Here is a 14,439-nt window from a genome sequence, read left to right as displayed (position 1 = left end):
AAATAATGAAAGAATTAATTTTAGCATCTAATAATGCTCACAAAGTAGAAGAAATTAAAAGTATTCTAGAAGATTATAATATCTTAACTCTTAAGGATATTAATTATACAGAAGAAATTGTAGAAGATGGTTCTACATTTGAAGAGAATGCATTAATAAAAGCTCGAACAATAAGTAAATACTCTGGTAAAACAGCTATTTCTGATGACAGTGGATTAAGCGTTGACCTACTTGATGGGAGACCCGGTGTGTATTCTGCAAGATATTCTAAAGACCAAACTGATGAAAAAAATATAGAAAAAGTTCTTTTAGAGTTAAATGGACAAAAATCAAAAGCTAAATTTGTTTCTGTTATAGCTCTTGTAAAACCTGATGGAACAGAATTAACTTTTAGAGGTGAGTGTCATGGCGAAATTATTTTTGAAAAACGTGGTACGAATGGTTTTGGATATGATCCAATATTCTATGTTCCATCTTTAGATAAAACTTTTGCAGAGTTAAGTGCTGAACAAAAAAATAGTATTAGTCATAGAAAACAATCATTAGAGAAATTTTCTCAATATTTGAAAGAAGAAAGTGATGAAAACTAGAATAATTCGTGAAGATTGTATTGCTTGTGGAAATTGTAATGCTATCTGTCCTGACATATATGATTATGACGAAGATGGAATTGCTTATTGTATTATAGATGAAAATAATATGACAGAAGTAGTTCCAGATAAATATAGAAGTTTGGTTCTTGAAGCACAAATAAATTGTCCTACTGAGGCAGTTTATGTGGAAGAGGACTAGAAAGGAGAGAAGATTGAGCAATAAAAAAACAAAAAAATCAAAAAAAACTAGTGAAAATAAAAAATCAACTAACTCCAAAGGTAAAAAAGGTACTACAAAGAAAAATCCTAAGAAAAATATAATTCCAGTTTTAACTAAAGAAACATACAGAGGATTGTATTTTGTAATTTCTGTTCTTATTATAATTTTATCTGTTCTTCAGATGGGATTTGTAGGTAAATTTTTTGATTCATTATTTAAATATCTATTTGGTAGCTTTAGCTATATACTATATATTATTATAGTAGCTACACCAATTTATTATATAATGAATAAAAAAATAAAAACACCTGTTATTGTAGTAACGCTCTTAGTGTTGATAGATTTCTTATTCCAGTTAATACTAGTAGGTAATGCAGAAAGCACTTATATTAGGTTTACAGAGATATATAATGGTAAAGTGTTAACTTATGGCGGTGGACTGATATCTTACTATCCAGTTAAATTTTTAATATATTTATTATCATACTATGGATCTTTATTAGTAGTTATTTCAGCATTTATTACGTCAGTATTCCTATATTTTAATATAAACCATAGAACGCTTGTTTTAAGATTAAAGCATCAAATTGTTGATGCCTTTGACAAAAGTGAATATGTAGATGAAGAATATGACGAGTATCTCGAATTTGACGATGAAATTATAGACGATTATAATTATGTAGATACAAAAAAAGAAAATTCTAATGAACAAAGATATAATAATATAAAAGATAAAGATTTAGTGGTAGATATTAGAGAGTTTAAAGAAGAACCCGAGGAAGAACTTGTACAAAGAGTCACAAGAAAACAAGCTAAGACAAAAGAAGTTAAAAGTGTTGATGTTGTTGAAGAATCTTTAAATGAAGAAGTGTCTGAAGAATCATATGATAATTATCAGCTACCACCAATTACATTGCTTAATAGTCCAGTTAAAAAACAAACAATAACTAAGGGTGATGTAGTTGAAAAATCTAAAATATTACAAAGTACATTTAATAACTTTGGTATTGAGGTGAAAATAGTTAAAGCAATAGTAGGTCCTTCTATTACACAATTTCAAATTTTGCCGACTCCTGGAACTAAGGTGAGCAAGATAGTGAACCTGAGTAATGATATTGCGTTGAATCTTGCAGCCAAAGATGTACGTATAGAAGCACCTATTCCTGGTAAATCATTAATTGGTATTGAAATTCCAAATACAGTAAATGAATTAGTAACAATGAAGGAAGTATTTGTAAATGATGAGGACAACTCGCCTTTATCTGTTGCCTTGGGGAAAGATGTATCTGGTGAATCAATTTTTACAAGAATCGATAAAACACCGCACTTATTAATTGCAGGATCAACAGGTAGTGGTAAATCAGTATGTGTTAATACTATAATTACAAGTATATTACTAAAAAATAAACCAGATAAAGTAAAATTAATAATGATAGACCCTAAAATGGTAGAATTATCAATATATGATGGAATTCCGCATCTATTAACATCAGTTGTAACTGATCCAATAAAAGCTGCTGATGTACTTCATAAAGTAGTTTTAGAAATGGAAAATAGATATCGAGAGTTTGCTAGAGCACGTGTTAGAAATATGGAAGGCTATAATAAAATAGCAGCAAAAGATCCTGATTATAAAGAACTACCGTATATAGTAGTAATTATTGATGAATTGGCTGACTTGATGATGGTGTCATCTAAAGAAGTAGAAGAATCAATAGCACGAATAGCTCAGAAAGCACGTGCTGCAGGAATACATATGATTATAGCTACTCAGAGACCGTCTGTAGATGTTATAACAGGTGTAATTAAAACAAATATACCTTCAAGAATAGCATTTGCGGTAAGTTCAAGTATTGATTCAAGAACAATTTTAGACAAATCAGGAGCTGAAACTCTGCTTGGTAAAGGCGATATGCTTTATTTATCTGCTGATTCAAGTAAACCAGTACGTATCCAAGGAGCCTTTCTTTCAGATGAGGAAGTAGAAAAAGTAGTAGATTACGTTAAGAGCCAGTCAGAGGCTCAATATGATCCAAATATGACACCAAGTGAAGTAAGTTCACAAGGTGGTAGTTCATCAGCGGATGATGTAGATCCATTGTATAAAGAAGTATTACTATTTATAGCAAAAACACAAAAAGCTTCAGCTTCACTGTTACAACGTAGATTTAAAATTGGTTATAATAGAGCAGCTAGAATAATAGATATGCTTGAAGAAGATGGTTATATCGGTCCAGTTGATGGAAGTAAGCCTAGAAAAGTATTTTTAGAGAAGGAATTTTCAGAAGATTACGAGTAAAATAGTTTACATAAATAATTTTATGTAAATTATAATATGATATTATTAAGAGAGGTAAATTAAATTGAGAAAAAATAATAAAGTACTAGTTGGATTATTGATAATCGTACTTTTAGCGGTTATCGGATTATCTGCTTATGCTTATCAAAAGCAAAAGGCTTTAAATAATGTTAAACCAAAAGTTACAGAAACTAAGAAAGAAGATTCTAAATTTGAAAAAATAATAAAAGAAAGTTCTAGTAACTTTAATAAAGAAAATGAATTAAGTAAGAAAATTGATATACTAAAAAATCTATTAACTTATAAAGAAGAAATAAGTAAAGAGAATAAAGAGAAACTTAATGAAAAATTTAATTCTCAAGTCAAAGAGATGCGAGAAAAAATTAAAAATAGTTTGAAAGATAAAATTGGTTCACTAACGATATCTAATGAAGATAAAACTAATACTGAAAAAATTACTAATGTTAAGAAAGAACTTACTGAACTGCAAACTTTAGTAGATAAAGAGAAAGAAACAATTTTTGAAAAAGATGAGGACTACAATGAAATTTCTCAACTAATTAGAACAAATCTTGCAACTACTGAAGTAACACAAACAGCTGCAACAACAAACAATAGTAATACTACTGAACAGGTTCAACATACTGAAGTAGTTGAAGTACCAACTCCTCAAAGTCAAAGAGGAACGACTTCGTATACTCCTCCAAGAGTACAAAATAGTCCAGCACCAAGTACTAGTAATACTACTGCTTCTAACACACCGTCAACTCCACCAGCACCAGTAGAATCAAGTACAACTGAAACTTCTGGTACTAGTGAATAGTATAATATATAACGAAAACAGGATAATAAGACTATTTATCCTGTTTTTGTTATTGTAGCATATTACAGAATATGTTATAATTATAATGAATTTAAATTTATGCAAGAAGGGTAAGTAATAATAATGAATCTACCAAATAAAATAACATTATTTAGAACAATATTAATACCTATATTTATAGTATTTTTATTATATAATATGGGAGGAAGTATTTCTATCCTAGGTGGTCGAAATATAACCCTTAATATTTTTATAGCAGCATTGATTTTTATGTTTGCATCATTCACAGATTTTATTGATGGATATCTTGCTAGAAAATATAATTTAGTGACTAATATGGGTAAATTTTTAGATCCATTAGCTGATAAACTTCTAGTTGGAAGTGCCTTTATTGTAATGGTTGAACTAGGTTTAATGCATAGTTGGATGGTAGTGGTTGTAATAGCAAGAGAATTTGCAGTTACAGGACTTAGACTTTTGGCTGTAGAAAAAGGGGAAGTAATACCCGCAGGAATTCTAGGTAAATTAAAAACTATTAGCCAATTATTAGCTATTATTCTTATTTTATTAGGTAATCCAATTTTTAACAGTATTGGTTTTAAACTAGATTATATCCTATTATGGATTTCTGTAATATTGACTATTTTATCAGGATTAGAATATTTCAAAAATTCATTACATGTATTTAAATAATGTTAGTGATAGGATCTCCTATCCTAACATTTTTTTAATAGAAAAATTAGAAAGGTGTGATTATATTGGATAATATTCTGAAAGATGAGTGTTTTAAGAAAAGATATCCTATTACTTTAGTATGTCATAATAATAAATGGATAGAATGGTATAATGAGATGGAAGTAAAATTATCAAAATTACTTAATGATATATCTATAAATATTTATCATATTGGAAGTTCTACAATACCAAATATAAAATCAAAAAATATAATAGATATACTTATAGAAACAATAGATGATAGAAATTTTGATAAAATAGTTCAAATTCTTTCTAAAGAATGGGAATTACGTTGGAATGAAGACGATAGAGCTTTTTTAGTTAAAGGATATGGCGAGAAAGGTTTTCTAGATAAAGTGTTTCATCTTCATATAAGAAAAAAAGGTGATATTACTGAAGTAGAATTCAAAAATATATTATTAGAACATCCAGTAGTTGCAAAGAAATATGAGGCTTTAAAGTTAAAACTAGAAAAAGAATATAAATATGATAGAGAAGGATATACTGAAGGAAAAACAGAATTTATAGATAATATTATAAAAGAATATAGTTTACATAAATAATATTATGTAAACTATATTCTTTATTTTAATTTTACTTCTTTTTTATTGAAATAATTATATAATCCGTGAATAGCAACTATTGACCAAACACCTTCTAGTAAAACAAATCCCCATTGTTTACCAACAAAGGCATCAATACCAAGAATTAATGCTCCGATAGCATTTAGTAATAAATAACTAAGTGATGTAGTTTTAAGTTTTCCTAACTGGCTAAATACAAAGCCGATAAGAATTAATAGTGATCCTAAAACTTGTACAATAATACTCATTTTTTACCTCCATAATATTTAATAACTTTTATATTTTAACTTAATTGGAGATATATTGCAATACTAATCATCTAATTTATCAATAGATTGTTTAATTATCTTTTTAGATTCATTAATATATAGCATTGAAGTATCACTGTTAGAGTGTCCCATTTGAGTCATAATGATCGGGATGTTACCGTTTGTTTTTAATGCTAATTTAGTACCGTAACTATGTCTGAGTTTATGTGGTGACATAGGAACATTAAAGGCATCGGTATATTTCATAACTAGTTTTTGGATAGCTCTTATTGATAAACCAGCTTTATTTTTACTAATAAAGACATAGTCTTCTCTATTAAGTTTAAAAGGTAAGGAAGTTATGTATTCATTAAGTCTATCTAATGCTGATTTAGTTATTATAACGGTGTCTACTTTATTACCTTTTCTAATGACGTTTATTTCACTATTTAGAAAATCTATATCCTTAACCTTTAAATTAGCAAGTTCATTAACACGAATACCACTTTTTAAAAATAGCGTTAATATCGCAAGATCTCGTGCTTTATCACGTAAAAAGAATGTCTTTCCATGTTTTGATAAAGTTTTCTCGTACTCAAATTCAACATACTGCAAGAATTCTTCGTCTTGAGAGTCTAAAAATATCTTTTCGGAAATTTTCTTTGATCTTGATGATAATGTCTCTTTTACACGATTAATAGGTATCTTAAGCATTACATTTCGCTCAAAATAAGCTCGTCCTTGTTCATTCTCGCTTGTAACAGTAAGAAACTTATATAGAGACCGCATAGCAGCCTTATAATTGTTTACAGTCGTTTGACTTCTATATTTTCCATTAACTTGTTCACGAGAGAGACTTTTAAAATAACTTTCCATTTCTTTTTTAGATATATTTTCTAAAGTAGATAGTTGAACTTCTTTTATACTTTCTGCATCTGAAATTGTTTCTCTAATAGTCCAGTTTAGAAAATTCTTATAAGTTTCTAAATATCTATGTAATGTAAGTGGCGATAAATTATCGTAATACGTGTCGATGAAGTCTTCTATATAATCTGGGAATTCAGGAAGTATTTTATTTATTTTTTGTTTATAATAATCACGTTGATTCATTGGTATTACTACATTCTCCTATAGTTTATTAATTATACATATAATATGTATTATACGAACAAATATATTATATCATATTTATTAGTTTCTTTCAATATACTTCAATCCCCTTATTTCGATAAAGAATAAAATATTTCATTTTTAGTTTCTGATAAATGATTATTTATTTCATCTATTTTGTTTTAAATTAATTTTTTCAATTTAATGAGTAACTATAATTAATAATATATCAGTTTCACTTTCAAATTTGAAATTTTAGAAAAAATGACCTATTTAAACGTCATATAAGCTTTCTAAATTATTTTTTAATACAATTACTCCAAAATGATATAAAACCTCTTAAAATTGATTTAAATGGCTAATTTGGCATTTTCACCTAATTCAGCATATGTTTTACTTGATTTCTATATATATTTTATTAATATAATGTAAAAAGCTATCTAAGTTTCCTTAGATAGCTTAAAGTTTATCGCTTAATTATACACGCTCAACTTTTCCAGATTTTAAAGCTCTAGCAGAAACCCAAACTTTTTTAGGTTGTCCATCTACTAAAATTGTTACTTTTTGTAGATTAGCTTTGAATTTTCTTTTATTTGCGTTCATTGCGTGTGAACGAGTATTTCCTGAACGAGCTTTACGTCCAGTAACGTAACAAACTTTTGCCATGAATTAATCCTCCTTTTGGAAATAGTTTATTCATAACATTTACTACATACACAAGTATTAATATAACATACCTTAACATAAATATCAAGTAAAAACATTATTTATTTTAAAAATATTTTATGTAATCGAAGTCATAATCAATATTATAATAAATGCTACTATAGAAGCTATAGTCGTACCTAATGTCCAAGTTTTAAATGTTGTTTTAAAATCTAAATTTAAATACTGTTTAAATAACCAAAAACCAGGATCATTTACGTGTGAACAAAACATACTACCAGCTGTAATACTCAACATTATAAATACCGGTGAATAACTAATAGTTGGAACTAAAGGTTCTACTATTGCTAATGTTGTAATAGCTGCAATAGTTGCACTACCTAATGATATTCTTAGGATGGCAGCAACAAAGAAACTAATAAGTATTGGTGATATGTTCATACCACTAGTTATTTGAACTATCTCATCTGTTACCTTTGAATCTACTAATACCTGTTTTAAACCTCCAGCAGCACCGTTAATAAGTAATACGACTGCTATTGTTTTAATGGATTGACTTAACAATGGAGCAATACTACTAATCCTTAAATGTTTTACAATCATTAATTTCCAAATGGCTATTAATAAGCTGATTATCAATGCAGTAACTGGATTACTTATAATTGTTAATATATCTTTTAAGTAAGTTGGCAAACTATTTAAACTTAATGCTACTGTAGGAATAGTAATTAATATAACAGGTAATAACATTAGGACAATAGCAAAACCAGAACTCATCAACTGTTTCTCTATTTTTAATACACTAATATTATTTTGTTCAGTTTGTACGATAGGTTTAGTTTGTACCATCTTTGAATTAGTTAATAATAAACCACCGATAATTGCTGTTGGTATTGCAACTATTAAACCATAGAAGAATACTTCCGCCATATTAAGATGGAATGTTTTAGTAATAATACTTGGACTAGGATGTGGTGGGAATAGTGCATGGATTGTTAGAACACCAATACTTGCTGGTAAAGCTAAGTATATTTTATCCAAATTTAATTCTTTAGCTACTGCTAAAATAATTGGTATTACTAAAATAAAAGCTACATCAAAAAATAAAGAAAAACTGATACACATTCCAGCAATAAGAAGACCTAATTGAATCCTCTTGATTCCGAATAGACTAATCATTTTCTTTGCAGTAATTTCTACTGCTCCTAATTCTTCTAGTATTCTTCCAAACATAGCTCCTAATCCTAAGATTAGTGACAGATGCCCTAGAAGAGATCCTGTCCCCTTCTCTACTGAATCAATTATTGAACTAGGGGATAAGCCTAAAAATAAACCTAGAATAATTGCTACTATAAGTATTGATAAGAAGGGTTCAAAATGTAATTTTGTTATTAAAAATATTAGTACGCTAATTCCTAAGAAAACTAATAACAATTTATAAGAATGAATTCCTAAAAAATAAGCTAGGATTGAATATATAATTAATCCTAAGCCGATTAATATTTTATCTAATTTCATTATATTCTCCTTAATTTTTTCATTAGGTAATTATATCATTATTAATTAGCTATATCAAGTAAAGATATACGCTTACTATAGAATTAGTGTTCTTTATCTAGTAACTCAGCGATTTTCATAAAAGTTCTTCCGTTTCTAATAGTAACAGCTTTATAGAAAGATTCTTTAATTAAATATTTATGATATGCCGTTTTTAAATAGTTCTTTTCATTAAATTTCCCCCAAAAAACAGCCCTTTTCCCAAAGTGAACTTTTTCGTCGTTTAAAGGCATATTATTTATTCGTTCTTTGATAATAGAATAATCTATATCTTCACTATAAAAAAGTACATCTTTTCTATAAAAATCATCTTTCCACCAACTAGGCAGATTTTTAAGTTCTTCTATGTATTCTTGTTTTGTCAGTATTACTTTATTAATTTTGAAAGGATATGAATTTAATATCTGTGATATCTTATCATTAACAACACCTATATTTTCAGTGGTATCAAATATAATATTACCACTGTTAATATAGGTAATAACATTTTTATATCCTAAATAAGCAATCGCATCTTTCAAATCAGCCATAGAGACTTTATTCTTACCGCCAACATTGATTCCACGAAGCAAAAGTACGTATTTCATTAGTTTCTCCTTTTATAAAAAACTCTCTATCATAGTAATATAGAGAGTTTTTAAATTATTCATAAATTATGCTCTTGATACGTAAGAACCTTCTGCTGTATTGATTACTAATACATCTCCTTCTTTAACGAATAGAGGTACTTGTAATGTGTATCCAGTTTCTACTGTAGCAGCTTTAGTAGCTCCTTGTGCAGTATCACCTTTAACACCAGGTTCAGTTTCAGTTACAGTAAGTTCTACTGTTGTTGGTAAGTCAATACCTAAGATTTCATCACCAAACATTAAGATTGAAACTTCCATATTTTCTTTTAAGAAGTTTAATTCGTATTCTAATTGTGCTTCTGGTACTTCGATTTGCTCGTAAGTAGCGTTATCCATAAATACATAAGCTTCACCTGTTGAGTAAAGGTATGACATTTTTTGGTTATTGATTTGAGCTTTTGCTACTTTCTCACCAGCTCTGAATGTTTTATCATTAACTGCACCTGTACGCATGTTTCTTAATTTAGAACGTACGAAAGCAGCTCCTTTACCAGGTTTAACGTGTTGGAATTCCATTACTTTCCAAATGTTTCCATCAACTTCGATAGTAACTCCAGTTTTAAAATCATTAACTGATATCATTATTGTATTTCTCCTTTAAATTGTACTAATATTATTATAAATAAAAATTTTTTTAAAATCAAGGTAAAAAAGATTAATTTTAATGTAAAATGTTATAAAAAAAGTAGTTTCCAATTAGTTAGTTTACATAATATAGTTTGTGTAAACTAAATGTGATTATTTTACTTTTACAGCTTCTACCATGTATATTCTATTACCTTTTTTAATGAACTTATCTTCATATTCTGTATGTACATTATCTTCTTCATAGATGCTGTTTGTTAGGTCTAATGATAATCTATTGAATGTAAATCCATACTTTGCATAACTCATTAAGCTATACTCAAATAAACCTTGATTATCTGTTTTTTGAATAATAGTCTTATCACCACTAAGAATAGTCTCATAACGAGCTAAAAATGTGTGGAATGTTAAACGTCTTTTCTCATGTCTTGTTTTTGGCCATGGATCAGAGAAGTTTAGATAAAGTTGATCAACTTCTCCTTCAGCAAAATATTCAAGTAAATCCTCTGCATTACCAGAAATTAGTTTCAGATTTTCTCTGTGTGTTTCTTCTACTTTATCTAATAGAAATGTTAATACAGTAGGTTGAGCTTCCATTGCGATAAAGTTTATATCTGGATGTTTTTCTGCTAATGTATGAATAAACTTACCTTTTCCACTCCCTATTTCAAGATGAATTGAATTTTCATTTCCAAATATTTCTTTCCATTTCCCTTTATTATCCTTAGGTTGTAAAAATACAACGGGACTATTTTCTAAACGCTCTCTTGCGTCTACTCTATTTCGAACTCTCATTCATGCACCTTTCTATTTTAATTCAATTGTTTTATTGAATAATTCTTTATTTTCTAATACTTTTTCTTTTGAACCTAGCACACAAGTATAGGCTTTAGATTTCATATTTTTAAATACAGTTTCTAATTTTTGTATATCTTCAACTTTGGTATTTTTAATTTCATTTACAAGTTCATCATAAATATTAAACGGTGAATTTGTTAAATATTTATTAAGTGAATATGTTGCTAACGCACTTGGTGACATCAATACATCTAAAGTATTCAATGTACCGATAATGTATTTATTTAGATCTTGATCATCAGCAACAAAGTTTCGAACATAGTTATCAATATTGTAATATATATCTAATGTTTCAACTAAGTTAGGATCACGATAAGACCATAAGTTAAAATCACCAAAGTTATTAAATATTGCTCCAGCACCGTATGCTCCATTTTTCACACGAACATTATTCCATAAATAATCTAAACTTAGGATATGTCTCAGTACTAAATGAGTTCCGGTATAATCTTTAATATTGTATCCAACACCTACATACTGTACAAGAGAATCAAAGTAAAATCCTTCAGAATAACCATGTTCTTCTAATTCTATTTCGAATCCTTTTTGTCTATTTGTATCTTCTGGGTATTTTTCTAAGAAGCTAGTAAAAACTTCTTTAAAATCATTATATTCTTCTTTATTTCCAACAAAGTTAGTTAATAATCTAGATTTATTGAAAATTAACTTAGCTACATTATAAAGATTTTCTCTTATACTTTCATTGTCAGTTTCATAATTATCTAGTAACTTATTCATGAATAAGTAGAAGTCATATTCACCATGGTATGATGCTAACTTACTTTGTGGATTATAGAATCCACTAATTCGACGTGCTACAAATGCATGCCCTGAATTCTTGAATTTGTTTTCTAGCATTAATTTAACTTCTAATAGGACGTTGTATAATGCTTCTTTATCATCAAAATCAACGTTTAATGTAGTTTCTTCTAATATATTAGCTAATTCTTCTGATTTTTCAACGAGATTTTTCGCACTAATTATAAATTTAACTTCGCATTCGTCACTCTTATGTTTTCTAAAGACATCTATATATGAACTAACTCCACCAAGATTTGCTCCTATTTCTTTAATTACTTCTGCCTCAGTTTTATTCTTCGTGTTAAAGTTAAATAATAAATATGATAAAATTGAAGCGTATTGAAGCTGTTCTAGCTCAAAATCGCTAATATCAAAAAGTAATTTAGTATAAGAAATTCCATTTGTTACTGCATTATAATGAGAGAATTTTAAATCTCTATATGTTTCAAATAATGTTTCTTCAAAAGGATTTTTTAACTCAACTTCTTTAGCATCAACACATTTAATTTTTTCAAGATCTTCTTTCTTATCAATACTATTTTGCCAGTTTTGTAGAGATTTCGTATTTTCGACTATATCTTGTAGTTCATTTTCAGATAATGAAGCTTTATATTCAACTAGACTTTTCTCTTTTTGCTCTTTTTCTAAAGTTGGAATTAACTGTAAAACAGCCTGTTTCTCATTATTAATTAGGAACTCTTTTGCAAGACTTTCATATTTTTTATCTTTACAATTTTCTTGTAAATCAGCTATAACTTTATCTAAATCAAATGAAGACAGGATATCTTCTTCACTGTAAAGCCAAGTTCTTAATAATCTTATTGCGTAAGAAACACCTTTAGGTGCAGAAGTTTTGTTAATTTCTTCTTTAATTGAGAAATTTTTCTTATTGATTGAAGCTTGTACTTGTTCATAATCAAAACCTTTTTCAATGATTGATTTAAGAAGTTTTTTGTATTCACTATCAAGATTATCTAATTTATCATCTTTTACATATTTGAAGATGATTGAATAGACAGTTTCTTTTCTATCTTTTTGAACATAACTATAAACATCTTCACAAAAATCATTTTCTATGAAATATTTTCTAAATTCAGTATTACTACTTCCTAGAAGTATATCATCTATAATATCAATATTCTCAATTCTACTGAATTCATTACTATCACCAAGGATGTAATTATATGCAACATATGCCTTGTTGCTTAGCTCTTCGTTGAAATAAGTTCGCTTAACAATTTCTTTTGAAAAATGATTTTGACGTGATAAGTTATAGTCACTATAATCTTTATAATCATAGTTATTTAAATAACTATCGATATGTTCCAAATATTGGTTTACATTTAGATTACCATATAAAAAGATATAACTGTTACTTGGGTGATAATTATAAATGTATGTCTCTAAAAATTCTTCTTGTGTAATTGAAGGAATAGCCTCTGGTTTTCCTCCCGAAGAATATTTATAAGGTGTATCATTAAATAAGTGTTCACTTACATATTGATCAAGAACTTCATCTACTGATGAGTATGCACCTTTCATTTCATTATAAACTACACCTTTGTATATAAGTTCATCCTCTTTATTTTCTAAATGGTAATGCCAACCTTCTTGTGCTAGTATATTTTTATTAACTTTTAAATTCGGATTAAATACGGCATCTAAATAGATGTCCATTAATATTTCTAAATCTTTTTCATTTTTAGATGATACTGGATACATAGTTTTATCAGGAAATGTCATTGCATTTAAAAATGTATTAAAAGAACCTTTAAGTAGTTCTACAAAAGGTTCTTTTACTGGATATTTCGCTGAACCACATAAAACAGAATGTTCTAAAATATGAAAAATACCATTATCATTATAAGGGATAGTTTTAAAACTGATGCTAAAACTTTTATTTATGTCGTCATTTTCAAAGAAAACTAATCTAGCACGAGTTTTAGTATGCTCATAAAGATAAGCATTTGTATTAATATTTTTTAGATATTTCTTTTCTATAAGTTCAAATGTCATATTATTTAATTATTTCATAGTAGATTACATTTTTAGTAATGTAAGAACATCATAACCTTGTAGTTTGTCCATTCCATTTAGACCATCTAGTTCGATTAAGAATGCAATACCTACTACGATTCCTCCTAATTCTTCTACTAATTTAATAGTTGCTTCAATTGTTCCACCAGTAGCTAATAAATCGTCAGTGATAAGAACACGTTGACCTGGTTTAATAGCATCTTTGTGCATTGTTAAAGTGTTACTACCATATTCTAAATCATATTGGTAAGAAATAACTTCACGAGGTAATTTATTAGGTTTTCTAACAGGAACGAACCCAATACCTAATGAATAAGATACAGGACATCCAATGATAAAACCACGTGCTTCTGGTCCAACTACAACATCAACTTTTCTTTCTTTTGCATAGTTAACGATTTGATCAGTAGCATATTTATATGCCTCACCATCTGCCATTAATGTAGTAATATCTTTAAAACTAATTCCTTCTTTTGGCCAATTTTCTACGATTGAAATGTATTTTTCTAAATTCATTTATTTTTCTTTTCTCCTAAATGTTTTCTTAACTCAATTATTATACTATAAAATCCCAAAATAAGCAATTTTAAACACTATTAATACACTAAGAAACAGTAATTTATTAGATTATGAATCTACTTATAATATGAAGAATTTACTTATATAGTATTAGATATCTAGAACTCTGTATATT

Annotated in this window: 15 protein-coding genes; 6 read left to right on the top strand and 9 right to left on the bottom strand. The window is 27.8% G+C overall.

What is annotated here, in order from left to right; all coding sequences use genetic code 11:
* The first annotated feature begins 5 nt into the window (after positions 1 to 5).
* The 6 genes from ACWOA3_RS02620 to ACWOA3_RS02595 all read left to right on the top strand — a co-directional run bounded on the left by ACWOA3_RS02620 (position 6) and on the right by ACWOA3_RS02595 (position 5,233).
* Complete coding sequence (locus tag ACWOA3_RS02620) at positions 6 to 590, top strand: XTP/dITP diphosphatase (RefSeq protein WP_456883970.1); 585 nt, start codon at positions 6 to 8, stop codon at positions 588 to 590.
* Complete coding sequence (locus ACWOA3_RS02615) at positions 580 to 792, top strand: ferredoxin (protein WP_003146037.1); 213 nt, start codon at positions 580 to 582, stop codon at positions 790 to 792. The genes ACWOA3_RS02620 and ACWOA3_RS02615 overlap by 11 nt, the downstream gene beginning before the upstream one ends.
* A gap of 202 nt (positions 793 to 994) precedes the next feature.
* Positions 995 to 3,112 (top strand): DNA translocase FtsK, encoded by a 2,118-nt coding sequence (locus ACWOA3_RS02610; protein ID WP_456884129.1) that lies wholly within the window; start codon positions 995 to 997, stop codon positions 3,110 to 3,112.
* A 64-nt stretch (positions 3,113 to 3,176) separates the two neighbouring features.
* Positions 3,177 to 3,935, top strand: a complete 759-nt coding sequence (locus tag ACWOA3_RS02605; protein ID WP_456883969.1) for a hypothetical protein — start codon at positions 3,177 to 3,179, stop codon at positions 3,933 to 3,935.
* 123 nt (positions 3,936 to 4,058) lie between these two features.
* On the top strand, positions 4,059 to 4,628 hold the full coding sequence (gene pgsA / locus ACWOA3_RS02600) for a CDP-diacylglycerol--glycerol-3-phosphate 3-phosphatidyltransferase (RefSeq protein WP_204644351.1): 570 nt from the start codon (positions 4,059 to 4,061) through the stop codon (positions 4,626 to 4,628).
* 56 nt (positions 4,629 to 4,684) lie between these two features.
* The gene (locus ACWOA3_RS02595; RefSeq protein WP_456883968.1) at positions 4,685 to 5,233 is read left to right on the top strand and encodes a GrpB family protein; all 549 of its coding nucleotides are present in this window, start codon (positions 4,685 to 4,687) and stop codon (positions 5,231 to 5,233) included.
* A gap of 20 nt (positions 5,234 to 5,253) precedes the next feature.
* On the opposite strand, the gene ACWOA3_RS02590 is transcribed toward ACWOA3_RS02595, so the two are convergent.
* The 9 genes from ACWOA3_RS02590 to ACWOA3_RS02550 all read right to left on the bottom strand — a co-directional run bounded on the left by ACWOA3_RS02590 (position 5,254) and on the right by ACWOA3_RS02550 (position 14,261).
* Complete coding sequence (locus ACWOA3_RS02590) at positions 5,254 to 5,502, bottom strand: CBU_0592 family membrane protein (protein ID WP_456883967.1); 249 nt, start codon at positions 5,500 to 5,502, stop codon at positions 5,254 to 5,256.
* A gap of 63 nt (positions 5,503 to 5,565) precedes the next feature.
* Positions 5,566 to 6,612, bottom strand: a complete 1,047-nt coding sequence (xerS, locus tag ACWOA3_RS02585; RefSeq protein ID WP_003146047.1) for a tyrosine recombinase XerS — start codon at positions 6,610 to 6,612, stop codon at positions 5,566 to 5,568.
* Positions 6,613 to 7,089: 477 nt separating this feature from the next.
* Positions 7,090 to 7,278, bottom strand: a complete 189-nt coding sequence (rpmB, locus tag ACWOA3_RS02580) for a 50S ribosomal protein L28 (RefSeq protein ID WP_003144993.1) — start codon at positions 7,276 to 7,278, stop codon at positions 7,090 to 7,092.
* A gap of 117 nt (positions 7,279 to 7,395) precedes the next feature.
* Positions 7,396 to 8,796 (bottom strand): GntP family permease, encoded by a 1,401-nt coding sequence (locus ACWOA3_RS02575; protein ID WP_003146049.1) that lies wholly within the window; start codon positions 8,794 to 8,796, stop codon positions 7,396 to 7,398.
* A gap of 83 nt (positions 8,797 to 8,879) precedes the next feature.
* Entirely contained in the window at positions 8,880 to 9,422 is a 543-nt protein-coding gene (locus ACWOA3_RS02570) for a DUF1697 domain-containing protein (RefSeq protein ID WP_456883966.1), read from the bottom strand.
* Between the two features lie 66 nt (positions 9,423 to 9,488).
* Entirely contained in the window at positions 9,489 to 10,046 is a 558-nt protein-coding gene (efp, locus tag ACWOA3_RS02565) for an elongation factor P (protein ID WP_003145634.1), read from the bottom strand.
* Positions 10,047 to 10,202: 156 nt separating this feature from the next.
* Positions 10,203 to 10,844: a tRNA (guanosine(46)-N7)-methyltransferase TrmB gene (gene trmB / locus ACWOA3_RS02560; RefSeq protein WP_456883965.1), complete on the bottom strand. Its 642-nt coding sequence runs from the start codon at positions 10,842 to 10,844 to the stop codon at positions 10,203 to 10,205.
* A gap of 12 nt (positions 10,845 to 10,856) precedes the next feature.
* Positions 10,857 to 13,724 (bottom strand): insulinase family protein, encoded by a 2,868-nt coding sequence (locus ACWOA3_RS02555; RefSeq protein ID WP_456883964.1) that lies wholly within the window; start codon positions 13,722 to 13,724, stop codon positions 10,857 to 10,859.
* Between the two features lie 24 nt (positions 13,725 to 13,748).
* Positions 13,749 to 14,261 (bottom strand): adenine phosphoribosyltransferase, encoded by a 513-nt coding sequence (locus ACWOA3_RS02550; RefSeq protein ID WP_003146055.1) that lies wholly within the window; start codon positions 14,259 to 14,261, stop codon positions 13,749 to 13,751.
* Between the last annotated feature and the right edge of the window lie 178 nt (positions 14,262 to 14,439).

The organism is Gemella taiwanensis (genome assembly GCF_054054385.1).
Note: the sequence above shows the minus strand (reverse complement) of the source record. Positions and strands in the feature narration are given on the sequence as shown.

Coding starts and splice junctions, on each gene's coding strand:
- pgsA (WP_204644351.1), top strand. CDS start 4,059: ATGAATCTACCAAATAAAATAACATTATTTAGAACAATATTAATACCT.
- ACWOA3_RS02570 (WP_456883966.1), bottom strand. CDS start 9,422: ATGAAATACGTACTTTTGCTTCGTGGAATCAATGTTGGCGGTAAGAAT.
- ACWOA3_RS02575 (WP_003146049.1), bottom strand. CDS start 8,796: ATGAAATTAGATAAAATATTAATCGGCTTAGGATTAATTATATATTCA.
- trmB (WP_456883965.1), bottom strand. CDS start 10,844: ATGAGAGTTCGAAATAGAGTAGACGCAAGAGAGCGTTTAGAAAATAGT.
- xerS (WP_003146047.1), bottom strand. CDS start 6,612: ATGAATCAACGTGATTATTATAAACAAAAAATAAATAAAATACTTCCT.
- rpmB (WP_003144993.1), bottom strand. CDS start 7,278: ATGGCAAAAGTTTGTTACGTTACTGGACGTAAAGCTCGTTCAGGAAAT.
- ACWOA3_RS02550 (WP_003146055.1), bottom strand. CDS start 14,261: ATGAATTTAGAAAAATACATTTCAATCGTAGAAAATTGGCCAAAAGAA.
- ACWOA3_RS02590 (WP_456883967.1), bottom strand. CDS start 5,502: ATGAGTATTATTGTACAAGTTTTAGGATCACTATTAATTCTTATCGGC.
- efp (WP_003145634.1), bottom strand. CDS start 10,046: ATGATATCAGTTAATGATTTTAAAACTGGAGTTACTATCGAAGTTGAT.
- ACWOA3_RS02610 (WP_456884129.1), top strand. CDS start 995: ATGGGATTTGTAGGTAAATTTTTTGATTCATTATTTAAATATCTATTT.
- ACWOA3_RS02615 (WP_003146037.1), top strand. CDS start 580: ATGAAAACTAGAATAATTCGTGAAGATTGTATTGCTTGTGGAAATTGT.
- ACWOA3_RS02620 (WP_456883970.1), top strand. CDS start 6: ATGAAAGAATTAATTTTAGCATCTAATAATGCTCACAAAGTAGAAGAA.
- ACWOA3_RS02555 (WP_456883964.1), bottom strand. CDS start 13,724: ATGACATTTGAACTTATAGAAAAGAAATATCTAAAAAATATTAATACA.